This is a genomic window from Prescottella equi (assembly GCF_002094305.1).
GTDB classification, from domain to species: Bacteria; Actinomycetota; Actinomycetes; order Mycobacteriales; family Mycobacteriaceae; genus Prescottella; species Prescottella equi.
Window position 1 is genome coordinate 639951 of the sequence record NZ_LWTX01000001.1, and the last position, 24066, is coordinate 664016.

The following is a 24066-nucleotide window of genomic DNA, read 5'->3' on the forward strand; positions in this document are numbered from 1 at the left end:
GTCCGGGTCAGCGGGCCCCCACCAGTTCCGGTTCGGGACTCGCCGGCTCGGTGTTGGGGGTGAGCAGGATCGACGACAGCACGGTCGACCGCAGCTCGCCCGCGGCGGTGTGCAGGGTGGTCTCGGTGTCGAGGAACACCGCCCCGCCACGCTCACTGACACCGGTGACGGCCAGTGACGCGGTGAGGGCGTCACCGGCCAGGATCGGCGCCGCGAGTGTGATCTTCTCGTTCACGTGGATCGGGGTCTGCCGGCTCAGGTCGATTCCGGAGTCCGGATCGGTCAGCATGTCCCGGATCAGGGTTGCCGTCACCACCGCCGTGAAGGTGGGCGGGGCGACGATGTCCGCGTACCCGGCCTGCCGGGCGGCGTCGACGTCGTGGTGCGCCGGATCCGTCGCGAGAATCGCGCGGGCGAACTCGCGCACCTTCTCCCGTCCCACGACGTAGACGTCGGACGACCGGAGCACCAGGCCCGGCTCGATCACCCCGGGGACCGAGCCCTCACAGGTGGTGTTCCGCGTGCCCATCGACATGTGTGCTCCCTCGAGTCCCCGACTTTCCGATCGTGTATCCGACGGTGCGAGGCGGAGCGTTACAGTGTGCGGCATCACACGGAAGGCAGCAGTACCGGTACCAGGAACTGCTCGACCATGGCCCGCTCGTCCGCGTCGTCGATCCCCGGCACCGTGAGGAGCGAGACGATCGCCCGCACCGACCAGCGCGCACGACGGGTGATCTCGGCGTCGTCGGCGTGCCGGACGTCGGCGAGGAAGGCGGTGCCGAGCACGTCGATCACCTCCGACGTGCTCGCGAGCTCGGAGGCCAGACCGGCGTCGCCCAGACCGAACCACGCTGCCAGCGCCGGCGTCGACCGGACCTCGCGGACCGCCATGAGCACGGCCTCGGTGACCCGCTGCCGCGGATCGGCGACGGCCGCGACGGCGCGGGCGATCCGATCACCGAGCCGCCGGGCCTCGCGGTGCACGAAGGCGCGGTGCAGTGCGCCGCGGTTCTCGAAGTACCGGTACAGCGTCGCCCGCGAGCAGCCCGCCGCCTTCGCGATGTCGGCCATGCCCGTCGCCGCGACACCGCGCTCGACGAACAACAGGGCCGCGGCGTCGAGGATCCTCCCGGCGGCCGCTTCGACTCGTTCGTCGCTCAGCCAGGTGCGGGATGTGCTGGAGGACATCGTCACCCGGCGCGGAACGGAACGTGGGTGGGGCGGCGCACGTAATTGCCGGCGGCGTACTCGACGCCGTCGATGTCGACGTCGAAATCGGGACAGCGAGCGAGCAGTTCCTCGAGCGCGACGCGGGCCTGCATCCGTGCGGCCGCTGCGCCGAGGCAGTGGTGGTTGCCGTGGCTGAACGTCATGATCTGCTTCGGGTTTCGCCGAACGTCGAGTTCCTCGGCGTTCTCGCCGAACGCGCGGGGATCGCGGTTCGCGGACCCGTAGACCAGCAGCACCTTGCGTCCTGCGGGGATGGTGGCGTCGTCGATCGTGACGTCGCACGTCGTGGTGCGCGCCAGCCCTTGGACCGGCGACGTCAGCCGCAGGAGCTCCTCGATCGCCCCCGGGATCAGCCCCGGGTCGGCGAGCAGCAGATCCCGCTGATCGCGGCGCTGAGTCAGTAGTTGCACTGCGCCGCCGAGCATTCCGGTGGTGGTGTCGTTGCCGCCGGTCACCATGGTGAACGCGAACCCGAGGATCGAAAGCAGGCCGGAGACGTCGCCGTCCGCGCCGATGCCAGCGGCGACGAGGTGCGAGATGGTGTCGTCACCGGCGTTGCCCGCCTCGGCCTCGGCTTTGCGGCGTTCGATCAGACCACCGAAGTACGTCATCAGCTCGACCACTGCGGTCTGGGCCGCGAGGGGGTCACCAGTCGCGTTCGCGGCGACGATCGCATCGGTCCAGCCGTCGAACCGGCCGCGATCCTCCGGCGGCACACCCAGGTAGTGGGCCACGACCATGCTGGGCAGCGGCTTGAACAGCGCGGTGACGATGTCGCCCTCGCCGGCGGCGCGCAGGCCCTCGAGTCGTTCGACGACGAAGCGGCGCACCTCCGGTTCGACGGCCTCGACCTGGCGGGGAGTGAAACCGCGCGCGACGAGGCGACGGAACTGCGTGTGCACCGGCGGATCGAGCATCACCAGCGGCGGATTGTCGCGCAGCCCGATCTTGTCGAGCTCGCCGTACGTCATCGTCAGGCCCTCGGCCGACGAGAAAGTCTCGGCGTCACGCGCCGCGGTGTACACGTCCTCGTGCCGGGTGAGCACCCAGTAGTCGTCCTGCGGCGATCCGTCGGGCACGACATGGTGCACGGGGTCGTGATCGCGCAGCGCCGCGTACATGCCCCACGGATCCCGCCACGACTCGCCGGATCGGGGAACGTAGGACGCCTTGCCGGACATGGTCGTCGTCATGTCTCGACTGTGAGACAGATCACCGAACTTGTCAACCCCCGTCCGGAACGGGTGTGGGTCAGCGGGGGACGGCGGTGGTGACGGCGAAGCCCGCGATGTACTCCGGGATGGGCCGGTAGAACTCGTACGTCACGGCGTAGTCCCCGCACGCGTGCAGCGCCGAATATGCGGCCACCCAGGTGCGGACCTCGTGCGAGGAGTGTCCGGCGGCGGCATCCATGTCGTCGGCGGTGTAGCGGTCGAAGTCCTCCACACGTCCGGACCGGCAGACCTCGAGGAATCCGCGGTCCCAGTCCGGGTTGAGGTCCATGATGTCCGCCTCGCCGGCCGCGAACCGGCGCGCGGTGGCGATCGTGTTCGCTTGTCGCGCTGCGCGCGCCTCCGCTGTGGGATGTCTTCCCCCGGTGAGGAACTCACGCTGCGCATCGGTGGCCGTCGCGTACTGGGGTACCGGGGGATCGTGCGACAGGCCCCCCGAACCGATGAACAGCACCCGGCGGTCGGTGCCGCGGAAGTACTCGCCCACGGCCTGCCCGAACGCCCGCACCCGGGACATCGGGACGAACGGGCGGGCCACCGAGTTCACGAAGACCGGGAGAACCGGCCGGGCGGCGGCGTCACCGTCGTGGAGGATCTCCATCGGCTGCACGGCGCCGTGATCGACCTCCATTCGCCGCGAGATCGCCAGATCGATGCCGCGGTCGATCACGAATTGCGCGAGGTCTTCGGCGATCTCCTCGGGGACGTCCAGCTCACCCGCGAACGAGTCGTAGTCACCGGTGCCGTGCGCGCGGTAGCCGAGGCAGAACGGCGGCATCAGGTCGTAGAAGAACCCGTTGAAGTGGTCCGGGCCGAAGTTCACCACCAGATCCGGATCGAAGTCGCGAACGAACGTCCGCGCGTGCTCGAACGCACCCTGCACCGACGCGACGACGTCGGCCGGCGGGTCGGCGTGGTCGAGCAGTGGGCTGTGGGACATGCACAGCAGTGCCTGTGGCATGACGATCCTCCCCCGATCAGCGGCGGGTGTCGGCGTGGCGGGCGAGGTAGCTGCCGACGACCTCGTTGAACTCGGCTGCGCGCTCGACCTGGGACCAGTGGCCGCACTGGCTGAAGATGTGCGCGTCGGCGTGGGGGATCACGTTGAGCAGCTCCCACGTCCGCGACACCGGGATCACGACGTCCTGGACGCCGTGGACGAGCAGGACCGGGATGTCGAGGCGGGCGAGGACCTCGAAGTCCAGCGGCAGGGCGTGGCGGTCCCGGTCGCGGGCGGCGACGACGTCGGCCAGCCTGTCGGAGGCGGTGTCGTTGAGGGCCGACTGGTAGCGCAGCGACACCAACTCGTCGGTGACCAGCGACTTGTCGACCACGAACATCTCGAGGGTCTTGCGGATGCCGTCCTCGGTGAGCGTCGGATTCGAATGCGCGGCAAGCGCTCCCGTCAGTTTGGCGCCGCCGGTGCCCATCGACACGATGCCGAGGAGCCGGTCGGGGAAGTCGATCGCGAACTGGAAGGCCAGCCAACCGCCGAGGGAGTTGCCGACGATCCACGTCTTCTCGATGCCGAGCGAGTCCAGGACGCGCACCGCGTGGCGGACCCATTCCTTGATGCCGTACGCAGTGCCGTCGGCGACGACGGACTGCCCGTAGCCGATCGAGTCGATTGCGATGCAGCGCCCGTAGCGGCTCAGTTCGGGGAGGTTGAGCCACCAGTTCGCGGCGGCGGTGACGCCGGTGCCGGAGCCGTGCAGGAACAGGATCGGGGTGCCCTCACCGAGGTCGTGGTAGTGCGTGAGCTCGCCGGCGGCGGTCTCGAGCCACTTGTCCTCGAGCCCGAAGAAGGCGTCGGTCGTGTAGTCGGGGGTCGGGACGGACATGGAAATCTCCTTCAGTTGGCGAGCGACGGCTGGGCGGTGACGGACGCGGGTCGGCCGGTGAACGACATCGCCGCCAGGATGGCGTCGAGGGTTGCGGGAGCGTGCTGGGCCAGGCAGGCGCCGGCCACGAACCGGTCCGGGCGCAGGAAGATGATCGGGGTGGGCCGGTCGTCGAACCACTTCTTCACTGCGCCGGTGTGATCACCGAGGACGACGACGTCGTCGTCCATGTACTTCTCGGCCCACTCGCGCTGGGTCTCCGGAACGATCGCGATCAGTCGGGCACCCAGCACGGCGAGCTTGTCGAGCGATTCCTGCGGCAACAGATCGCGCGGGTTGTTGCCCCACACCAGCACCGACCACCAGTTGCCGATCGCGTCGTCGAGCAGAACGTCGGTGGCTGCTCGGGTGGTCACCCGTGGCTGGGGGAACTGCACGCCGACCGGGGACACGGTGCTGTTGGCGGTTCGGACCGGGACCAGTCTGCTGGTCAGGCGGGCCGCGGCCCGGCCGGACGCCTGCGTCGTGGGATCGGCGAGCACCCCGCGGGTGTAGCGCGGCATGGGCTTGAAGCGCATGTCCGCGAAGTAGCTCTTCACCTGTGGGAAGAGGTTCAGTGCGGACGACGCGGCGTCGCGCAGGGCGGCGGCCGCCGGGTTGGTGATCTTGATGAACCTGCCGAACGTGAGCGACAGGTCGACCATCGCCTGCGCGTGCTCCTTGCGCTCGTCGGTGTAGGTGTCGAGGAGGTCGTCCCCGGCCTGTCCGGACAGCACCGCTGCCAGCTTCCAGCCGAGGTTGGTCGCGTCGCGCATGCCGGAGTTCCAGCCCTGGCCCATCCACACCGGCATCAGGTGTGCGGCGTCGCCGGCGACGATCTGGCGCCCCTTCCGGAAGCTCGACGCCACCCGGCCGTGGTGCGTGAAGACCCGGCGGCGGATGAACTCGAGCTTCGACGGATCCGGAACATGCTCGGCGAGAAGCTGATCGACGAAGGCCGGGTCGGTCACCTGCTCCTCGGTCTCGCCGTCGAGGAGCATGAACTCCCAGCGGCGCACTGCGTGCGGCAGACCGATCGAGACGTACGGTCGCTTGGGATCGGCGCCGAGGAACACGTTCGGCGTGCCGAGCGGATCGTTGTTCACGTCCACGACGAGCCATCGCGTGGACGGCGACTCACCCTCGAAGGTGACGCCCAGGCGCTTGCGCGTCGGCGACTTGCCGCCCTCGCAGCCCACCAGGTAGCGGGCCCGGAAGCGGTGCTCCTCGACTGTGCCGTCGCGTCCGGTGACGTGAGCGATCGCGGTGACCGACTCGGTGTCCTCCTCGACGGTCTCGACCTGGTGGCCGAACAGGACGCGGACGTCGTCGAACCGCGAAAGTCCTTCGTACAGTGCGCGATCCACCTCGGGCTGGATGAATCCGTGCTTGCGCTCCCACCCGAACTCCACGGTCTGCGGATTGTTGACCAGGATCACCTTCCCGGCGCCGTTGACCAGCCGCATGATGTGCTGCGGATTGGTGTGCGGACGTACGGAATCGACCAGGTCGACGGTCTGGATCGTCCGGAAGGACTCGTCGTCGAGCCCGACGCCGCGCGGGTAGTCGATGAGGTCGTCGAGGGCCTCGAGCACGGTCACCGACCGGCCGTACATGCCGAGGATGTTCGCGAGCATCAGGCCGACGGGCCCGGCGCCGACGATGATCACGTCACTGTCGTGGTGGGTGGTGTTCATAGGTTCCTCACTGCGGTTGCGCCGGCCCGGGGTTCGAGTGTGCGAATAGCGCGTCTTGGTGACCGTTAGTTGCACATCGATACGCACTATGTGAACACGGACACGCCGCCCCTCGCAAGCCCACGTGGCTGTCACCCTGCAGAACGCACGAAACCCGCACCGAACGGGTCGGTGCGGGTCTCTCGTCCGGAAATCGGGCCGTCAGGTCAGGTGGTGTACCGGCGCAACTGCGCCACGGCCTCGAGGGTTGCGTCCACGGATCCTTCGATGAGTTCCTTCGATGCGCTGATGATGGTGAGGCAGGCCGCCGGTTCGTTCTCGACCTGGGCGAGGGGGGCGCCCAGGCCCCAGTAGCCGGGCTCGACCTCGCCGAAGCTGATGACGTAGCCGGTCCGGCGTCCCTCGGTCACCCGGGGATCCTCTCCGGGGCGCGGGGGGAGTGCGGAGAGCAGGGCGTACCCTGCGGCACCGCGATCGAGAGGGTGGCGGCCGCCCTGGCGGAACGAGACCCGGACCGTCGAGTTCGCGGGCTCGGCGACCACCACGGCGACGGCGTCGTCGGCCTCCGCCACGAACAATGCGACGCTCGCGCCGAGGCGGTCGGCGAGATTCTGCATGAGCGGCGTCGCGACCTCACGCAGGCCGGAGTAGACCTCGCGGCCGAGCGCGGCCAGACCGCCCGCGGCGCGGTAGCGGCCGTCCGGTCCGCGGCTGATGAGGCGCCGGTCGGCGATGGTGGCCAGCAGTCGGGTCGCGATGCTGCGGTGCACACCCAGTCGATCCGCGACATCCTGGATGGTCAGTCCACTCGCGGAGTTCGCAACGAGTTCGAGCGCGTGCAGGCCGCGGGCGAGCGTCTGCGTCCCGGCCGCGCGAGTGGGCGCGGGGGTGGTCTGCGGGTTCGGATCGGTGTCGGCCACGGGCTCACCCTATGCCGCAGGGTGTGCACAATGTGCACACGCGGGGTGCGGCGATCGACGACGCGGTCGCCGCACCCCCCGCGCGGTCAGGGCGAGACCGACAGCAGATGGAACGTGGTGCGTCCGGCGAGGCCGAAGTTGTCGTCGGCGACCACGACCAGCGAACGGGAGCCGTCGGGCAGGCGGGGTCCCCACGTGATGCCCTCGATGCAATCGGAATCTTCGGCGACGGTGGCGAAGTCGAACACGAGCTCCTTGCGCATCACGCGCTCGGCGCCGGTGAGAGCGGGCACCTCCTGCACGTCGTCGGCGCCGTCGATGGTCGTGCGGTAGATCTTCCCGGTGAAGCCCCGGCCCGGGATCAGCGTGCGCTCGAGGGTCAGGTAGGCGTCGTCGCCGGCCGCGAGGATCTCGGCGACTCCGGTGGCCTGCGCCATGCCGCCGGGCGGGACCGCGTCCACCGGGTACACGTACTCGCCGACGTCGGCCCCCGTCGCGCGATCGAGAACCACCAGCCGAGACGGCGACGGGCCGTCGAGCGACGCGGCCGGACCGTCCTGGACCAGCGCGTTCTCGGACACCGCCACGACGCGGGAACCGTCGTGCGACAGGGTCATCGCCTCGAAACCGAGGTTGTCGCGGATCCCCGACACGAGCGCACCGTCCAGGTCGAGACGTGGTGCGAAATGCTCCGGCAGCGGCACGTCCCTCAGGAAGATGCCGTCGGAGGACGTTTCCCGGACGAAGCCGGGCCGGCCGGTTCTCGACTCGCCTTCGCTGGTGTAGATGTAGCCGCCGCGATCGGGCAACCACCGCACGGACTCGGTGTCGGCGGTGCGCGGCGCGTACGGCGCGCCGTCGACGTCCCGCAGGTGCACCACCTCGTCGAACCGGGCGGTGGTGAGGCGGCCGTCCTCGAGCGGGAGGTCCAGGGTGTACAGGCGGACCGGACCCTGCTCGCCGCGATTGTCGCTGATCGCGACGAACTCGCCCGACGCCTCGTCGAAGTCGATGCCCGACAGCCCGCCCACGCGGGAGCCGCCGAACTCGAGGCCGGCGGGCAACGTGATCGCGTTGACATAGTCGACGCGCGGAGGGGGAGTGGCACCCGCGAGGGAACCGGCGTCCACCGACCCGGCACCGAGGGATCCGGCGCCGGGCAGCAGTCCGCCCAGCCCTGCGAGCGCCACCGCGCCGGCCGCGAACAGGTGCGCAGTGGCCATCTTTTCCTACTGTCCCATCACGTATTTCACGGTCGGACCGGCAGTCCAGCCGCCGTCGACGGCGATCTCGGCGCCGGTGACGTACGACGCCGCGTCCGACAGCAGGTAGGTCACCGCGCCGGCGATCTCGTCTGCCTCGCCGACCCGTCCCATCGGGGTGTTGGGGTAGTTGCCTTCCCCTTGCTGGATGCCGACGCCCGCGGTCATCGGCGTGTACGTCATGCCCGGGTGAACCGAGTTGACGCGGATCCGGTCGGTGCCGAGTTCGACGGCGGCGATCTTCGACAGGCCTCGCACGCCCCACTTCGACGCCCCGTAGCCGGCGGTGAGCGCGAGCCCCATCAGGCCGGCAGCGGACGAGATGTTCACGATCGACCCGCCGCCCGCGGACCGCATGGGGGCGATGACGGCCTGGATGCCGTTGAACACTCCGACGAGGTTGATGTCGAGGACCTGCCGGAAGTGCTCGAGCGGCTCGTGCTCGATGTACTGGCCGGTCGATACTCCCGCGTTGTTCACCAGGCCGGTCAGCGACCCGAACTCGGCGACCGTGAACTCGACGGCGGACCGCCACGCGTCGGCGTCCGTGACGTCCAGGTGGACGTAGCGGGCGGCGTCGCCCAGTTCGGCGGCGGTGGTGCGGCCGTCGTCGTCGAGGACGTCCGCGATCACCACCTTGCCTCCGCCCTCGACGATTCGGCGCGCGAATGCAGCGCCGAGGCCACGGGCGCCGCCCGTGACGAGAACGACCTTGTCGGACAGCATTGCCGATTCACTCATATGGCTCACCTTCCAGCGTTTGGCTTTGTCACTTGCTGCGGGCGGCGTGGCGGGCACCGATGTAGCCGAACACCATCGCGGGTCCGATGGTGGCGCCCGCTCCCGCGTAGTCGTTGCCCATGACCGACGCCGACGTGTTGCCGGTGGCGTACAGGCCGTCGATCACGGAGCCGTCCGCGCGCAGGACCTGACCGTTCTCGTTGTACACCAGTCCGCCCTTGGTGCCCAGGTCGCCGGCGCGCATCCGCAGCGCGTAGTACGGAGCGGTGTCGATCACGTCGAGGGTGGGGTGCGGCAGGCTCGGATCGCCGTAGTAGTTGTCGTACGCGCTCTCGCCGCGGTGGAAGTCCTCGTCCTTCCCGTTTCGGGCGAATCCGTTGAAACGGGAGAGGGTTTCGGTGAGTCCAGCAACCGGAACGTCGATCTGGTGGGCGAGTTCCTCGACCGTGTCGGCGACGACGACCAATCCGCCGTCGATCCACGATGTGGGGAACTTCTGCCCCGGCATGATGCCGCCGATCGGGTAACGCTTCTTGGCGCGTTCGTCGAACACGAACCAGGTGGGCTCGTGGCCGCCGGCCAACTGGTCGTGCACGAACGTGACGTACGGCGCCGCCTCGTTGGTGAATCGTCTGCCGTGCTGGTCCACGATGACCGACCGCGGTACGGAACGCTCGGCGACCATCACCTGCACGATGCCGTCGGGCCGTTGGAACGACGGCATCCACCACGCGTCGTCCATGAGATCGACTGCGGCGCCGACACTCCGGCCCGCCACGATGCCGTCTCCGGTGTTGTCCTTCGATGCGGCGCTGAAGTTGTCCCGACCGCCCTCGGGCAGGTACGTCTTGCGCATGTCCTCGTTGAACTCGAATCCGCCCGTGGCCAGGACGACGCCACGACGAGCGCGGATCCGCACCGCGCGACCGCCCCGCTCGGCGACCAGACCGATCACGGCACCGGTCTCGTCGGTGACGAGCGTCTGCATCGGCGTCTCGAGCCACAGCGGCACCCCGGCGTCCTTCAGCGCCAGCCGCAGTCGCGCGATGAGAGCGCGGCCCAGGGTGTCCATGTGTCGGCGCAGCAGGATCGACTTCACGGCGTTGAACCCGGTTCGGAGCGCGGTGAGTTTGGCCCTCCACGTGCGCATCACCATGTTGAGCTGCACGAAGTCCTTGGATGTGATGAACAGGCCCGGCGGCGTCGCGAGGGCGGCGGGGCGCAGCAGGTGCTCGTCCGCGCCGAGCTTCCTGAGATCCACGGGGAGCGGCTCGATCGTCCGGCCCGCGGGACGGCCGCCCGGCTGTTCGGGGTGGTAGTCGGAGTATCCGGTGCACCACTGGAAACGCATGTGCGGGCTCGACGTCTCCAGGAACTCGAGGGTTTTCGGGCCCTCGTCGATGAATGCGTCGACATTCGCCGACGGCACCCGGTCGCCGAGCACCGCGTCGAGGTATCGGCGGACGTCGGCGCGGGAATCGCCCAGCCCCTCACGGATCAGCAGAGGATTGTTCGGAACCCACACCCCGCCGCCGGACAGCGCGGTGGCACCGCCGTAGACGTCGGACTTCTCGATCAGCAGAGTGTCCAGACCCTCCGCGGCGCCGGCGAGGGCGGCCGTGAAACCCCCTGCGCCACTGCCGACGACGAGCAGATCCACCTCGTGGTCCCAGTGGGACTGCCCAGGTTTCTCGGTCGGGTTCGGTTCGGTCGCGGCCATCGCGGAGCTCCTCGGGGTGCGTTGGGGGAGCGACCCGAGGCGCCTGTGTCCGGTCGCGTCGCGTCCACGACCCTAGGAAGCGCGTGAAGGGCGGCGAAATCGTCCCTCCCGCTGGGCGGGAGGACGGCGAATCAGACCAACCAGGCCGCCGAGTCGGCGGGTAGCAGGCCGTCCACGAGCGGCAGACTCGACAACACGACGGTGCCTGGTGGCAGCTGGATCGGTCCGTCGGTGGCATTGAGGACGCAGACGAGACCGCCGCGGCGGCGGTACGCGAAGCATCCCGGAGGGCTTCCGTACCAATCGATTTCGCTGCCCGAGCATTGGGGGAGCGTCGCGCGCAGCTCGAGCGCTGCGCGATACAGCGACAGTGTCGACGTGACGTCCTCGAGCTGTGCCTCGACGGTCAGGTCCGCCCACTCCGCCGGAATCGGCAGCCACGTGTCCGGCGCGGTCGAGAAGCCGAAGGGCGGCGACGTCCCCTCCCACGGCATCGGCACGCGGCATCCGTCCCGGCCGCGTTCGGTGTGGCCCGATCGTTCCCACACCGGATCCTGCAGCGCCGCGTCGGGCAGGTCGACGTTCGGCAGTCCCAGTTCGGCACCGTTGTAGATGAACGCCGCCCCCGGCAGCGCGAGTTCTACCAGCGCCATCGCGCGGGCACGGGTCGTCCCGCGAGACCCGTTGCCGTACCGGGTGACCTCTCGTTCGACGTCGTGGTTCGACAACGTCCACGTGGCCGTGCCGCCGACCCGGGCGACCGCGTCGAGCGAGTTCTCGATCGCGGCGCGCACCGAGTCGGCGTCGAACGGCGTCTCGGCGAGGCGGAAGTTGAAGCCGAGATGGAGTTCGTCGGGGCGGATGTACTCGCCGAACCGCTCGTTGTCGCGGACCCAGATCTCGCCGACTGCCATCGCGTGCGGGTACTCGTTCATCACCGCGCGGATGCCCCGGTGGATCTCGTGCACCTCCGGATTGTCGAACCGGGGATCGTCGTCCTCGTTGCGGAGCAGCGCGTTGGCGTCCCAGTCGTGGTCGGGCAGACCCTCGGGCTTGGCCATGCCGTGCGCGACGTCGATCCGGAAGCCGTCGATGCCGCGGTGCAGCCAGAATCGCAGCGTCTTCTCGAGGTCGTCGAACACCTCGGGGTGGTCCCAGTTCAGATCCGGTTGCTCGGCGGCGAAGATGTGCAGGTACCACTGGCCGGGGGAACCGTCGGATTCGGTGATGCGCGTCCACGCCGGGCCGCCGAACACGCTGGGCCAGTTGTTGGGCGGCTCGCTGCCGCCGGGACCGCGCCCGTCACGGAAGATGTAGCGCTCCCGGGCGCTGCTGCCGGGTCCGGCGGCGAGGGCCTCACGGAACCACGGGTGCTGATCGCTGGTGTGGTTCGGGACCAGATCCATCGTGACCCGGATTCCGCGCGCGTGCGCCTCGGCGATCAGTGTGTCCATCGTCGCCAGGTCGCCGAACAGCGGGTCGATGTCCCGCGGGTCGGAGACGTCGTAGCCGTGGTCGGCCATGGGGGACCGCATCACCGGGCTGAGCCAGATGGCGTCGATGCCGAGCAGTTCGAGGTAGCCCAGCCGGTCGACGACTCCGCTGAGATCACCGACGCCGTCGCCGTTCGAATCGGAGAACGATCTCGGATACACCTGGTAGAAGACGGCGTCCGACCACCACGGACGCGAGTCGGGCGCCGTGCCGGTGATGGGCTGATCGTCACGGGTGGTCACAGCACTTCATAGTGCCGCATCGGGGGCGTGCGGATCGCGGTATGAGGCTGTGTCTGCGCCCGTGTCTCGGCCTGTGTGGTTGCCTCGGTCGTGGGCCGCTAGACCGGCGAGTTCACCATGGAGGCCGCCGCCATCTCCATGTAGTCGACGAGGGCCCGCCGATGGGCTTCGTCGAGAGTCTGCTCGTCGATGGACGCGATCGCGATGTGCATGCAGCGCAGCCAGGCGTCCCGCTCGATCGGGCCGATCTTGAACGGGTTGTGGCGCATCCGCAGGCGTGGGTGGCCACGCTCCTCCGAGTACGTGCGCGGACCGCCCCAGTACTGCTCGAGGAACATGCGCATACGTCGCTCCGCGGGGCCGAGATCCTCCTCGGGGTACAGCGGGCGGACGATCTCGTCCTTGGCCACCTCCTCGTAGAAGCGCGCGGTGAGCTTGCGGAACGTCTCGGCTCCGCCCACCGCGTCGTAGAACGTCTGCTCCGTCGTGGGGGTCGTGGGGTTCGTTTCAGTCATGGCGTGTCCCATTGTGCCCGTTCTCGCGGCGAAGTCACCCGGGCACGGCCGGCCCGCGGTGTCCGGCACCCCGGGTTCACCGATCGTGCAGCAACTTTTTCCCGGAAATGGGTGTGCGGGACCGCATCATCCGTGGTCAACTTGGGTCAGTCTTCGCGGAGGTCGCATGGCACACCGACAGAGCGCGCGAGCGCATCGACAACTCGTGCCCACTGATGTGCGGGGTAACCACACATCGGGGGCTTTCCCGCTGCATGTCATTCCCGAGCCCGGAGCATCCGGGCTCGCTCTGCCGGGTCGGGGCCCGCAGCCCGGCTGGAACAAGCGTAGGGTACTGCTGCTCAACGCGACGTTCGAACCCCTGACCGCTCTGCCGGCCCGCCGTGCCGTCGTGCTGATGGTCTGCGACAAGGCCGATGCCGTCCACGAGGATCCGCTCGGGCCCGTGATCCACTCCGAAGGCTGTTCCCTGCAGGTGCCGTCGGTCATCCGCCTCCGCAACTATGTTCGCGTGCCCTATCGCTCGCGCGTTCCGATGACCCGGGCGGCGCTGATGCACCGCGACCGCTTCCGCTGTGGCTACTGCGGCAACAAGGCCGAGACGATCGATCACGTCGTGCCGCGCAGTCGGGGCGGCGGCCATTCGTGGGAGAACTGCGTCGCGTGCTGCGCGCCGTGCAATCACCGCAAAGCGGACAAACTGCTGACCGAGCTGGGGTGGACGCTCCGGACCGCGCTGGTGCCACCGTCGGGCCCGCACTGGAGGCTGTTGTCGAGCACCACCGAACTGCATCCGACCTGGCTGCCGTATCTCGGCGAGGGCGCGGCCTGAGAAGAAGGCGGTTTCGGCCCCGACGCTTCCATTTCGGCAGGACTCGGCTACGGTTTGCCTCGTGAGCATTCTCGAGACAGTGCTGATATTCGTAGGGATACCCGTCCTGGTGATCGCGATCGTCGCGGGACTGTCCTTCATGACCAAGAAGTCGCCCGGCTTCGTGCCGACCGAGTACCGCCTCGGCGAGCGCTGGACCCACCAGCCGGTCCTGTGGAGCGCCGTCGACGAGGTGACCACGCACGGTCACCACGCCGCGCACGCCGTGGGCGCAGACGCGATCGGAGGTTCGGCAAGTGGCAAGTGGTGACGTTATCCAGACTTCGGTCGCCCCGGCAGATCTGCCGGTCGGCACCGTGGTGACGACCAGCGGTCGCCTCTCCGGCGTGCACCGCATCGGCGAGCCGTTCGACGACCTGCTGCCGTTCACGACCGACCAGCTCGTGCGCCTCGACGATGCGCTCACCGACGCGACCCGCTCCACCAAGGTGCGGTTCAACGTCTACGTCGGCGATCTCGGCGAGAACACGGCGCTCGGCGCCGACGCGATCTTCCCGCACACGCCGGAAGCCGAGCGTTCGGTCCTCATCGCGGTCTCGCCCAACCAGCGCGCGATCGAGGTCCGCGGCGGCCGCGCCGTCCAGCACCGGGTCACCGACCGGGTCGCTCAGCTCGGCGTCACCGCCGCGCTGGCGTCGTTCGGCGAGGGCGACCTCGTCGACGGCCTCGTCTCGGCCCTGCGCGTGATGAGCGCTGCGATCGCCCCCAAGTAAGCCCGAGCACTCACGCTCCACCCCGGTGACCCGGTGCCGCACGGCACCGGGTCACCGTCGTTTCGGCGGTCAGGTGGCGTCGAAGGCCCGAGCCTTCAGCGAGCGCACGACGCCGGCCCGGCCCTCGACCACCAGACGTCGCAGCGCCGGCGGATGATCGCCCTCGAGGAACGCGTCCGCAGCGGCCACCGACTGCTCGCTGATCGACCACGAGGGATACAGCCCGACGACGACGGTCTGCGCCACCTCGCTCGACCGGCGCTCCCACACCGACGGAATCTCCGCGAAGTAGCGCGCGACGTACGGCTCGAGCAGTTGCGACTGCCCCGGGGCGACGATGCCGCCGATGATCGCCCGCGCGGTGATGTTGGGGACGGTGTCGTCGTCGAACACCGTCGTCCACGCCCGTTCCTTGACCGCCGCCTGTGGTCGGGACGCGGCGGCAGCCGCGGCCTGGCGGGCGCCGGCGGCAGTGGGATCGCGCTGGGCCTCGGCGTCGATCACCGGGCTCGCCGTGCCGTCGGCGTCGATCTCCCCGGCCGCCGCGAGCGCGTGCACCAGCCGCCAGCGCAGGTCCGTGTCCACGACGAGCCCGGCCAGCCCGACGGTGGCCGGATCGGTCGTGTCGAGCAGTTCCTGCAGGATCTCGGTGTGCCATGCGGACAGCTGGGAGCCGGTCAGCGCGTTCACGAACGCCAACTGGTGATCCGAGCCACCCTCGGCCTCGCGGGCCAGTTCGAGGAGGCGGTCGGCGAACGCCGGCCAGCCGAACGCATCCGCCCAGCCGGGCTCGGCGTACGCCGCGAGCGCCGTCTGCGCCTGCAACAGCAGCCGCTGGACGACGCCCACTTCGGTCTCGGCTCCGATGCCGCGCTGCACGAGACTGACGAAGTCGCGGGCTCGCATCTCGGCCTGTCGGGTCATCTCCCACGCCGCCGACCACGCGAGGGTGCGGGGGAGCGGCTCGGCGATGTCGCCGATCCGGCCGACGAGGGTGTCGAGCGAGTCCCGGTCCAGCCGGAGCGAGCAGTACGTCAGGTCGTCGTCGTTGACGAGGATCAGCTTGCCGCGCGGCACGCCCACCAGTTCGGGAACGTCGGTGCTGTCGCCCTCGACGTCCAGTTCGACGCGGTGGGTCCGGACCAGCTTGCCGGTGGCCGGGTCGTCGTCGTAGATGCCGACCGCGAGGCGGTGCACCCGGGTCTCGCCGGCGCCGGGACGGGCGCCTTCCTGGAGCACCGCGAAGTTGCGGAACGTGCCGTCGGGCTCGATCTGGAAGTCCGGACGCAGGATGTTCAGGCCGGTGGTCTTGAGCCACTGCGCGCCCCAATCCGACAGGTCGCGGCCGGACGCCTTCTCCAGCGCCCGCAGCAGGTCGTCGAACGTCGCGTTGCCGAACGCGTGCTCGGCGAAGTAGTCACGCAGACCCGCCATGAACGGCTCCTGGCCCACGTACGCGACGAGTTGCTTGAGCACGCTCGCCCCCTTGGCGTACGTGATGCCGTCGAAGTTCACCTCGACCGCGGCCAGATCCGGGATGTCGGCGGCGATCGGGTGCGTCGACGGCAACTGGTCCTGTCGGTACGCCCACGACTTCTCGACGTTCGCGAACGTGGTCCAGGCGTTGGTGTACTCGGTGGCCTCACTCTGGCAGAGCACCGACGCGAACGTTGCAAACGACTCGTTGAGCCACAGGTCGTCCCACCACCGCATGGTGACGAGGTCGCCGAACCACATGTGCGCCATCTCGTGCAGCACCGTCTCGGCGCGCCGCTCGTACGAGTAGCGCGTCACCTTGGACCGGAACACGTAGTCCTCGAGGAACGTCACCGCGCCAGCGTTCTCCATCGCGCCCGCGTTGAACTCCGGCACGAACAGCTGGTCGTACTTGCCGAACGCGTACGGCATCCCGAAATTGCGGTGGTAGAAGCCGAAACCCTGCTTGGTCTCGGTGAACAGCCGCTCGGCGTCCATGTACGGCGCGAGCGAGGCGCGGCAGTAGATGCCGAGCGGGATGGTCCCGTGCTCGTCGGTGTAGGCGTCGGTCCACTGCGCGTACGGGCCGGCGATGAGGGCCACCAGGTACGTGCTCATCCGCGGCGTCGTCCGGAACACGTGCCGGCCCGGCGTGGCCGCGAGGGTCTGCACGGTTTCGGCGTTCGAGATCACCGCCCAGTCCTCGGCCGCGGTGACCGAGATGTCGAAGGTGGCCTTGAGGTCCGGCTGGTCGAAGCACGCGAACATCCGCTTGGCGTCCGCGGTCTCGAACTGCGAGTACAGATACACCGCGTCGTCCGTCGGATCGACGAATCGGTGCAGGCCCTCACCGGTGTTGGTGTACATGCAGTCCGCGTCGACGACCAGTTCGTTCGCCTCGGCCAGGCCGTCGAGCGTGATCCCGGTGGCCTCGTCGTACGCCGACACGTCGACCGGCTCGCCGTTGAGAGTCGCGGAATGCACTGTGGCGGCGATGATGTCGATGAACGTCGAGGCGCCGGCCTTCGCCCGGAACGTGACGGTGGTCCGCGATCGGAAGGTCTTCTCGCCCGGACGTCCGGCGCCGTCGGTGAGGTCGAGGTCGATGCGGTAGTTGTCGACCGAGACCGTCGCCGACCGTTCGGCGGCCTGAGTGCGGGTCAGATTCGGTGGGGCCACGGAGAACTCCTCATCACGGGTGGACGGACACTTCCTGACATCCCATCACGCACCCCGCATCTCCCGCGATTTGCGCACTTGTCGCGCAGATCTCGGGTCCCGGGGCGCGAAAAGTGCGCAAAACGCGACGGGTCAGGGGAGCAGGTCCGGCAGGGGGACGGCGGGGTCGGCGAGGCGGTCCGGGTCGACCGGGCCCGAGAAGGCGACCAGTGCCTTGATGTCATCGGTGACGTCCCAGATGTTGACGTTCATCCCGGCCAGGACCCGGTTCTCCTCGTCGAGCCAGAACGCGAGGAACTCCCGGGCGGCGACGTCGCCGCGCGTGACCACCCTCGAATACTCCGGCGCCCAGCCGACGTACTCCATGCCCAGGTCGTACTGATCGGTGAAGAAGTACGGCAGGTTCGTGAACTCGACGGGATGGCCCAGCATCGTGGCCGCCGCGGTCGCCGGCTGATTGAGGGCATTCGCCCAGTGCTCGACGCGAATCCGAGTCCCGAGCAGCGGATGTTGCTGCGCCGCGATGTCACCGACCGCGACGATGTGCGGATCGCTCGTGGTCAGGGTGCCGTCCACCAACACCCCGCCGTCGACGGAAAGCCCCGCGGCCTCGGCGATCTCGATGTTCGGCTGCGCGCCCACCGCCACCAGCACCGCGTCGGCCGGCAGGACCGTGCCGTCGCCCAGACGCACGCCGTTCGCGCGGCCGTCGGAGACGGTGATCTCCTCGACCTTCGCACCGAACCGGAAGTCGACGCCGTGTTCGCGGTGCAGGTCGGCGAACACCGCGCCCATCTCGCTGCCGAGCGCAGCCAGCAGCGGCAGGTCGGCCGCCTCGACGATCGTCACCGAGACGTCCTTGCCGCGTGCGCCCGCGGCGATCTCGAGTCCGATCCATCCCGCGCCGACTACGACCAGACGCGACCCCGGGGTCAATGCCGCGATCAGCGCGTCCGACTCCTCGATCGTCCGCAGATAGTGCACTCCGGCCGCGTCGGCGCCCGGTATCGGAGGTCGCCGCGAGCGGGACCCGGTGGCTAGGGCGAGCTTGTCGTAACCGATCGTGGATCCGTCGGGCAGCACGACGCGCCGATTGTCGCGATCGATCGCCTCTGCCGTGGTGCCGAGGCGCAGGTCCACGTGGTGGTCGCGATACCAGTCGCCGTTCTGCACCGTGAACTCCGGCAGCGATTTCTTGCCGGCGACGTGCTCCTTGGAGAGCGGTGGACGCTCGTACGGAAGGTGGTCTTCGGCGCTCAGAAGCACGATCGCGCCGTCGAAATCCCTGGCTCTCAAGGACTCTGCCAGCTTGGCGCCGGCGAGGCCTCCGCCGACTACGACGAAGGTGCGCTGCGATGGGTCGAGGGAAGTCACGTCAATGCTCCGTTCCAGTGTTGCGACTGGATCTGTCATTTCGCTGTCCTCGATCGACCCTAACCGGGTATCGGCGTGCTCGGGAAGCATTCCCGCGCCGACGTGGTTCCCTTCAATCGAGAGGTGTGGCGTGGACGTCGCTACGCCCGGACAAGGAGATGCGAGTGAGCATGCAAGCACAGACCCCAGGCACCGACGATGCGACGGATACCGTCGACTTCTGGTTCGACCCACTGTGCCCGTGGTGCTGGATCACCTCGCGCTGGATCCTCGAGGTCACGAGGGTGCGCGACATCGAGGCCAACTTCCACGTCATGAGCCTCGCCGTACTCAACGAGGGCCGGGAACTGCCCGAGGAGTACCGCGAGCGGATGGCCCAGGCGTGGGGCCCGGTGCGGGTCCTCATGGCCGCGGCGCAGCAACGCGGCAACGAGATCCTGCTGCCGCTGTACACCGCGATGGGCACCCGCATCCACAACGGCGGCGACCAGGATCTGACGAACGTCGTGGTCGAGTCCCTCGCCGAGCTGGACCTACCGGCGGAGCTGGCCGCGGCCGCCGACACCGACGAGTACGACGCCGAACTGCGGCGCAGCCACCACGCCGGCATGGACAAGGTCGGCGACGACGTCGGCACCCCGACCATCCACGTCAACGGCACCGCCTTCTTCGGCCCCGTCCTGTCCCGAATCCCGCGCGGCGAGGACGCCGGCCGAGTCTGGGACGGGACCGTCGCGCTGGCGTCGTACCCGCACTTCTTCGAGCTCAAGCGCACCCGCACCGAGGACCCCGAGTTCGACTGAGGTCCTCGGGCACACACGACACCCGTCGCGGCGTCCCCGCGGGGCGCCGCGACGGCGTGGCCTGTCAGAATTGAGGCCATGCGCGTATACCTGGGTGCCGACCACGCCGGCTTCGAACGCAAGAACCAGATCATCGAACACCTCACCGCGAACGGCCACGAGGCCATCGACTGCGGTGCGCACGTCTACGACGCCGTCGACGACTACCCGGCCTTCTGCATCGAGGCGGCTCGCCGCGTCGTCGCCGACCCCGGCAGCCTCGGCCTCGTCCTCGGCGGCAGCGGCAACGGTGAGCAGATCGCCGCGAACAAGGTGCCCGGCGCCCGCTGCGCGCTCGCGTGGAGCGTCGAGACCGCGCAGCTCGCGCGTCAGCACAACAACGCGCAGCTCATCGGCATCGGCGGCCGCATGCACTCGCTCGAGGAGACCCTCGCGATCGTCGACGCCTTCCTGGCCGCGGAGTGGTCCGACGAGGAGCGCCACCAGCGCCGCATCGACATCCTCGCCGAGTACGAGAAGACCGGCGTCGCACCCGCGGTGCCCGAGGCCCCCGAGGCCTAGGAGACACGTTGCCCGAGGGACACACCCTGCACCGTCTCGCGCGGCTGCATCAGCGGCGCTTCGCGGGATCACCGGTGCGGGTGTCGAGCCCCCAGGGTCGTTTCGCCGAGGACGCGGCCCTGATCGACGGTCGCGTCCTCGTCCGTTCCGACGCGTGGGGCAAGCACCTGTGGCACCACTACGAGAACGGCCTCGTGGTGCACGTCCACCTCGGCCTGTACGGAAAGTTCACCGAGTCGCCGCTCCCGCTCGAACCGCCCGTGGGACAGGTGCGGATGCGGATGGCGGGCACCGAATTCGGTACCGACCTGCGCGGGCCCACCGCGTGCGAGGTGCTGCACGAGCCGCAGGTGGCCGCTATCGAGGCCCGCCTCGGTCCCGATCCGCTTCGTGCGGACGCCGACCCGGACCGAGCGTGGGCGCGAATCTCGAAGTCGCAGACGCCGATCGGGGCGTTGCTCATGGATCAGGCCGTCCTGGCCGGCGTCGGCAACGTCTACCGCGCCGAAATCCTGTTCCGGCACGGCATTCATCCCGAACGCCCCGGCAAGAACGTCAGCCGCGCCGAATTCGACGCGATGTGGGCCGACCTCGTCGACCTGATGAACGTCGGGGTGCGCCGCGGCAAGATGCACGTCGTGCGGCCCGAGGACGACCACGGCGACCCGTCGTACGCGAAGGATCGGCCGCGCACCTACACCTACCGCAGAGCAGGATCGGCGTGCCGCATCTGCGGCACGCCGATCGCTCACGCTGTCATGAAGGGGCGCAACCTGTTCTGGTGCCCCGGTTGTCAGGTCGACTAGAAGTCGAAGCCTCCGAAGTCCCCGCCGCCGAAGTCGCCGCCGCCGAAGTCGCCGCCGTCGCCCATGGCGCCGTAGTCGGTGTCCCCGCCGCCGAAGTCGCCGTCACCGGTGTCACCTCCGGCGTCACCGCCGTCGACACCAGCGTCTCCACCGTCGCCGCCCTCACCGGCACCGCTTTCGAAAGCCTGCGCGTCGTAGGGGACACCGGCCATGCCCGAGAACATGGCGGAGAACAGGAACATCGATCCGATACCCCACGCGCCGGCGACGAGGGCCGGCTTCCACCACGGCTCGGAGTACCAGCCGGCCGGCACCGGGCGTCCGGCGACGCGGCCGCCGGGGTAGTAGTTGGGCGTGCGTGACGACGGGTTGGGCGATGCCGCGACCTGACGGCCCTCGAACTCGATCTCGCGATCCTCGGTGACCGAACCGGCCGACTTCTGGCCGTCGATGCTCGGCACCTCGGGGCCCGGGTCCATGCCCATCGCCGTGCGTGCCGCGCGGATGTAGTACAGACCCTCGAGTGCGGTCTGCTTCGCGAGACGCGCCTGCACCGGCGTGGTCGCCTGCTCGATCTGCGAACCGGCGGCGGTGTACCGCTCGGATGCGTCGGCGAGCGCCTGCTTGGAGGCCTCGTCGCTGCCGACGAGGTTGTAGACCTGGCCACCCAATCGCTCGATCGCCTGGCGTGCGTCCGCCTTGGCGTCTTCGAGTTGGTTCGCCGAGTGGCCCTTGTTCTTGTTCTGGCTCTTCATGACCAGAAAGACGACGGCGCCGAGTACGGCGACGATGAGAAGGAGTTCCACGGGGTGCCTTCCGGAGGCGACAAATCGGACAACATCCAGGATACCGGGACCGGGTGACCTGCGACTCGGACACCGATCGTCTTGTCGGTGGCGCATGCGAACATATGTTCGTGTCCGACGGTGTGTGCGATCCCGAGGCCGCGGTGCGTGCCGAGGCGACGATTCTGCATGCCGATCTCGACGCGTTCTACGCGTCCGTCGAGCAGCGGGACGACCCGCGCCTGCGCGGACGCCCGGTGATCGTGGGCGGGGGAGTGGTCCTCGCCGCCAGCTACGAGGCGAAGGCGCGTGGTGTGCGGACGGCGACCAGTGGAGCGCTGGCCCGGCGCCTGTGCCCGGATGCGATCGTCGTGCCACCGCGGATGTCCGCGTATGCCGAGGCCAGCAGGGCCGTCTTCGAGGTGTTCCGCCGCACGACGCCGCTCGTCGAGGGGATTTCCATCGACGAGGCATTTCTCGACGTCGGCGGTTTGCGGCGGATCTCCGGGAGTCCCGTGCGGATTGCGGAACGATTGCGGCGCAACGTGCGGGAGCAGGTGGGCCTGCCGATCACTGTGGGTGTGGCCCGCACGAAGTTCCTCGCGAAGGTGGCCAGCGCGGTCGGCAAGCCCGACGGGCTGCTGGTGGTGCCACCGGACCGGGAGATCGAGTTCCTCCACCCGCTGCCCGTCGAGCGGCTCTGGGGCGTGGGAAAGGTCACTTCCCGCAAGCTGCGCGACTACGGTGTCCGGACTGTCGCGGAACTGGCGGCGCTGTCCGAACGCGAGCTGTCGACGGTGGTGGGGCCGGGTTCGGCCAGGCACCTGCATGCCCTGGCGTGGGCCCGCGACCCGCGGCGAGTGCAGACCGGCCGCCGCCGCCGGTCCATCGGCGCGCAGCACGCCCTCGGCCGGCGGCAACGGAGCTTCGCGGAGGTCGAGTCCACGGCCGCGGCTCTGGTGGATCGGGTCGTGCGCAGGCTGCGGGCGGCCGGGTGGGTGTGCCGCACGGTCGTGCTCCGGATGCGGTTCGCCGACTTCGAACGCGCCACTCGATCGGTCACGCTCGGTGAGGCGTCGGCCCGGACGGAGGTCGTGCTGGCCGCCGTGCGGGCACTGCTCGTCGAATCACATCCGCTCATCGCCGAGCGCGGGCTCACGCTCGTGGGCGTTGCGTTGACCAATCTGGACAGAGAAGGCGCCGAGCAGCTGGCCCTACCGTTCGAGCCGGACACCGGGCCTCCGGTGACGGAGACCGACGGGGTCCGGCTCGATACGGCGCTCGATGCGGTGCGGGCCAAGTTCGGGTCGGTCGCGGTGACGCGCGCCGCGCTCCTCGGTCGCGACCGAGGAGTGAGCGTCCCGATGCTGCCCGACGAGTGACCGCGGTGAGACGTCCGTCAGGCTTCGGCGGCGGCGTTCAGCTGCTCGAGTGTGCCGGTCGCCTCCAGGTACTCCTGCACCCACCGCTCGATGACCGCCGACGTCTTCTCGACCTTGGTGAACTGGCCGACGACCTGGCCCACCGGGTTGAACGCGACGTCGATGGTCTCGTCCGGGTACTTGTGGGTGGCGGCGACGGCCATGCCGGACACCATGTACTGCAGCGGCATCCCGAGCGGCTCGGGGTTGCCTTCCTGCTCCCACGCCTCGGTCCAGTCGTTGCGCAGCATCCGGCACGGCTTGCCGGTGAAGGAGCGGCTGCGAACGGTGTCGCGGCTGCTCGCATTCGCGTACGCGGCCTGCTGGACGGGAGTGTTCTCGGCCTCCTCGACCATCAGCCACTGCGAGCCCGACCACGCGCCCTGGGCGCCCAGCGCGAGCGCTGCCGCGATCTGCTGGCCACTGCCGATACCACCGGCCGCCAGCACGGGGACGGGTGCGACCTCCTTGACGACCTGCGGCCACAGGACGATCGAGCCCACCTCGCCGCAGTGCCCGCCACCCTCGCCGCCCTGGGCGATGATGATGTCGACGCCCGCATCGGCATGCTTGCGCGCCTGGTAAGGCGAGCCGCACAGGGCCGCGACCTTGCGTCCGGCCGCGTGGATGTGGTCGATCATGTCGGCCGGCGGGGTGCCGAGTGCGTTGGCGATGAGGGTCACCTTGGGGTGCTGCAGAGCCACCTCGACCTGAGGTGTCGCGGTCGCCTCGGTTCAGCCGAGCAGCTGCAGCGCGTTGTCGTTGCCGTCCTCGGGGAGGGGCACGCCGTGGTCGGTGAGGATCTTGCGTCCGAAGTCCAAGGTGGCCTGCGGAACCATCGACTGGAGCATCTTCGTCAGCTCGTCGGCCGACAGGTTCGAGTCCATGCCCTCGTACTTGTTCGGAATGACGATGTCGACGCCGTACGGGCGGTCGCCGATGTGTTCGTCGATCCACTTGAGCTCGATCTCGAGTTCTTCGGGGGTGAAGCCCACGGCGCCGAGGACGCCGAAACCGCCGGCCTTGCTGACAGCGACCACGACATCGCGGCAATGCGTGAACGCGAAGATCGGGAACTCGATGCCGAGTTCGTCGCAGAGGGGGGTGTGCATCCGGCACT

General features: G+C 69.2%; 22 protein-coding genes and 1 pseudogene. 7 read left to right on the forward strand and 16 right to left on the reverse strand.

The genetic code is table 11. The features are described from left to right. Positions 1 to 7: 7 nt before the first annotated feature. The 12 genes from A6I89_RS03110 to A6I89_RS03165 form a co-directional block, all read right to left on the reverse strand. Positions 8 to 535 carry an FAS1-like dehydratase domain-containing protein gene (locus A6I89_RS03110; protein ID WP_022596784.1) on the reverse strand — a complete coding sequence of 176 codons (528 nt, stop codon included), beginning with the start codon at positions 533 to 535 and terminating at the stop codon, positions 8 to 10. Positions 536 to 609: 74 nt separating this feature from the next. Continuing rightward, positions 610 to 1191 carry a TetR/AcrR family transcriptional regulator gene (locus tag A6I89_RS03115; RefSeq protein ID WP_044991247.1) on the reverse strand — a complete coding sequence of 194 codons (582 nt, stop codon included), beginning with the start codon at positions 1189 to 1191 and terminating at the stop codon, positions 610 to 612. Between the two features lie 2 nt (positions 1192 to 1193). Then, a complete protein-coding gene (locus tag A6I89_RS03120; protein WP_013416529.1) occupies positions 1194 to 2426 on the reverse strand; it encodes a cytochrome P450 in 1233 nt (410 codons plus the stop codon). A gap of 58 nt (positions 2427 to 2484) precedes the next feature. After that, on the reverse strand, positions 2485 to 3426 hold the full coding sequence (locus A6I89_RS03125) for a 3-carboxyethylcatechol 2,3-dioxygenase (RefSeq protein ID WP_022596782.1): 942 nt from the start codon (positions 3424 to 3426) through the stop codon (positions 2485 to 2487). Between the two features lie 16 nt (positions 3427 to 3442). After that, positions 3443 to 4306, reverse strand: a complete 864-nt coding sequence (locus tag A6I89_RS03130; protein WP_022596781.1) for an alpha/beta fold hydrolase — start codon at positions 4304 to 4306, stop codon at positions 3443 to 3445. Between the two features lie 11 nt (positions 4307 to 4317). Beyond that, entirely contained in the window at positions 4318 to 6042 is a 1725-nt protein-coding gene (mhpA, locus tag A6I89_RS03135) for a bifunctional 3-(3-hydroxy-phenyl)propionate/3-hydroxycinnamic acid hydroxylase MhpA (RefSeq protein ID WP_022596780.1), read from the reverse strand. 206 nt (positions 6043 to 6248) lie between these two features. Continuing rightward, positions 6249 to 6962, reverse strand: coding sequence for an IclR family transcriptional regulator (locus tag A6I89_RS03140; protein ID WP_022596779.1), 714 nt, complete (start codon positions 6960 to 6962; stop codon positions 6249 to 6251). Between the two features lie 86 nt (positions 6963 to 7048). Further along, positions 7049 to 8185 carry an esterase-like activity of phytase family protein gene (locus A6I89_RS03145; protein ID WP_022596778.1) on the reverse strand — a complete coding sequence of 379 codons (1137 nt, stop codon included), beginning with the start codon at positions 8183 to 8185 and terminating at the stop codon, positions 7049 to 7051. Between the two features lie 6 nt (positions 8186 to 8191). Next, the gene (locus A6I89_RS03150) at positions 8192 to 8965 is read right to left on the reverse strand and encodes an SDR family oxidoreductase (protein WP_005512210.1); all 774 of its coding nucleotides are present in this window, start codon (positions 8963 to 8965) and stop codon (positions 8192 to 8194) included. Positions 8966 to 8993: 28 nt separating this feature from the next. Further along, a complete protein-coding gene (locus A6I89_RS03155; protein ID WP_022596777.1) occupies positions 8994 to 10685 on the reverse strand; it encodes an FAD-binding protein in 1692 nt (563 codons plus the stop codon). Positions 10686 to 10816: 131 nt separating this feature from the next. Beyond that, the gene (locus A6I89_RS03160; protein WP_013416522.1) at positions 10817 to 12421 is read right to left on the reverse strand and encodes a glycoside hydrolase family 13 protein; all 1605 of its coding nucleotides are present in this window, start codon (positions 12419 to 12421) and stop codon (positions 10817 to 10819) included. Between the two features lie 98 nt (positions 12422 to 12519). Further along, positions 12520 to 12936, reverse strand: coding sequence for a globin (locus tag A6I89_RS03165; protein WP_044991245.1), 417 nt, complete (start codon positions 12934 to 12936; stop codon positions 12520 to 12522). Between the two features lie 166 nt (positions 12937 to 13102). Between A6I89_RS03165 and A6I89_RS03170 the strand changes: the two genes are divergently transcribed. The 3 genes from A6I89_RS03170 to A6I89_RS03180 all read left to right on the forward strand — a co-directional run bounded on the left by A6I89_RS03170 (position 13103) and on the right by A6I89_RS03180 (position 14541). Further along, a complete protein-coding gene (locus A6I89_RS03170; protein WP_005512214.1) occupies positions 13103 to 13768 on the forward strand; it encodes an HNH endonuclease in 666 nt (221 codons plus the stop codon). A 61-nt stretch (positions 13769 to 13829) separates the two neighbouring features. Further along, positions 13830 to 14078: an aa3-type cytochrome oxidase subunit CtaJ gene (gene ctaJ / locus A6I89_RS03175; protein ID WP_005512215.1), complete on the forward strand. Its 249-nt coding sequence runs from the start codon at positions 13830 to 13832 to the stop codon at positions 14076 to 14078. Continuing rightward, a complete protein-coding gene (locus A6I89_RS03180) occupies positions 14065 to 14541 on the forward strand; it encodes a DUF5130 domain-containing protein (RefSeq protein ID WP_005512216.1) in 477 nt (158 codons plus the stop codon). The genes ctaJ and A6I89_RS03180 overlap by 14 nt, the downstream gene beginning before the upstream one ends. Before the next feature lie 69 nt (positions 14542 to 14610). Here A6I89_RS03180 and pepN read toward each other — a convergent pair whose 3' ends face one another. Then, positions 14611 to 17196, reverse strand: coding sequence for an aminopeptidase N (gene pepN, locus A6I89_RS03185; RefSeq protein ID WP_022596774.1), 2586 nt, complete (start codon positions 17194 to 17196; stop codon positions 14611 to 14613). Between the two features lie 132 nt (positions 17197 to 17328). Further along, positions 17329 to 18609: an NAD(P)/FAD-dependent oxidoreductase gene (locus tag A6I89_RS03190; protein ID WP_044991243.1), complete on the reverse strand. Its 1281-nt coding sequence runs from the start codon at positions 18607 to 18609 to the stop codon at positions 17329 to 17331. A 131-nt stretch (positions 18610 to 18740) separates the two neighbouring features. Here A6I89_RS03190 and A6I89_RS03195 point away from each other — a divergent pair, with 131 nt between their 5' ends. The 3 genes from A6I89_RS03195 to A6I89_RS03205 all read left to right on the forward strand — a co-directional run bounded on the left by A6I89_RS03195 (position 18741) and on the right by A6I89_RS03205 (position 20740). Further along, positions 18741 to 19373, forward strand: coding sequence for a mycothiol-dependent nitroreductase Rv2466c family protein (locus A6I89_RS03195; protein WP_037085088.1), 633 nt, complete (start codon positions 18741 to 18743; stop codon positions 19371 to 19373). A gap of 78 nt (positions 19374 to 19451) precedes the next feature. Further along, entirely contained in the window at positions 19452 to 19934 is a 483-nt protein-coding gene (locus A6I89_RS03200; protein WP_005512220.1) for a ribose-5-phosphate isomerase, read from the forward strand. An 8-nt stretch (positions 19935 to 19942) separates the two neighbouring features. After that, a complete protein-coding gene (locus tag A6I89_RS03205; RefSeq protein WP_013416515.1) occupies positions 19943 to 20740 on the forward strand; it encodes an Fpg/Nei family DNA glycosylase in 798 nt (265 codons plus the stop codon). On the opposite strand, the gene A6I89_RS03210 is transcribed toward A6I89_RS03205, so the two are convergent. After that, positions 20737 to 21546, reverse strand: coding sequence for a GA module-containing protein (locus A6I89_RS03210; protein ID WP_005512226.1), 810 nt, complete (start codon positions 21544 to 21546; stop codon positions 20737 to 20739). The two genes, A6I89_RS03205 and A6I89_RS03210, sit on opposite strands and share 4 nt — an antisense overlap. A 104-nt stretch (positions 21547 to 21650) precedes the next feature. Between A6I89_RS03210 and dinB the strand changes: the two genes are divergently transcribed. Next, positions 21651 to 22907, forward strand: a complete 1257-nt coding sequence (gene dinB / locus A6I89_RS03215; RefSeq protein ID WP_022596769.1) for a DNA polymerase IV — start codon at positions 21651 to 21653, stop codon at positions 22905 to 22907. A 17-nt stretch (positions 22908 to 22924) separates the two neighbouring features. On the opposite strand, the pseudogene A6I89_RS03220 reads toward dinB, so the two are convergent. Beyond that, positions 22925 to 24058 (reverse strand): annotated as a pseudogene (locus tag A6I89_RS03220) (nitronate monooxygenase). Between the last annotated feature and the right edge of the window lie 8 nt (positions 24059 to 24066).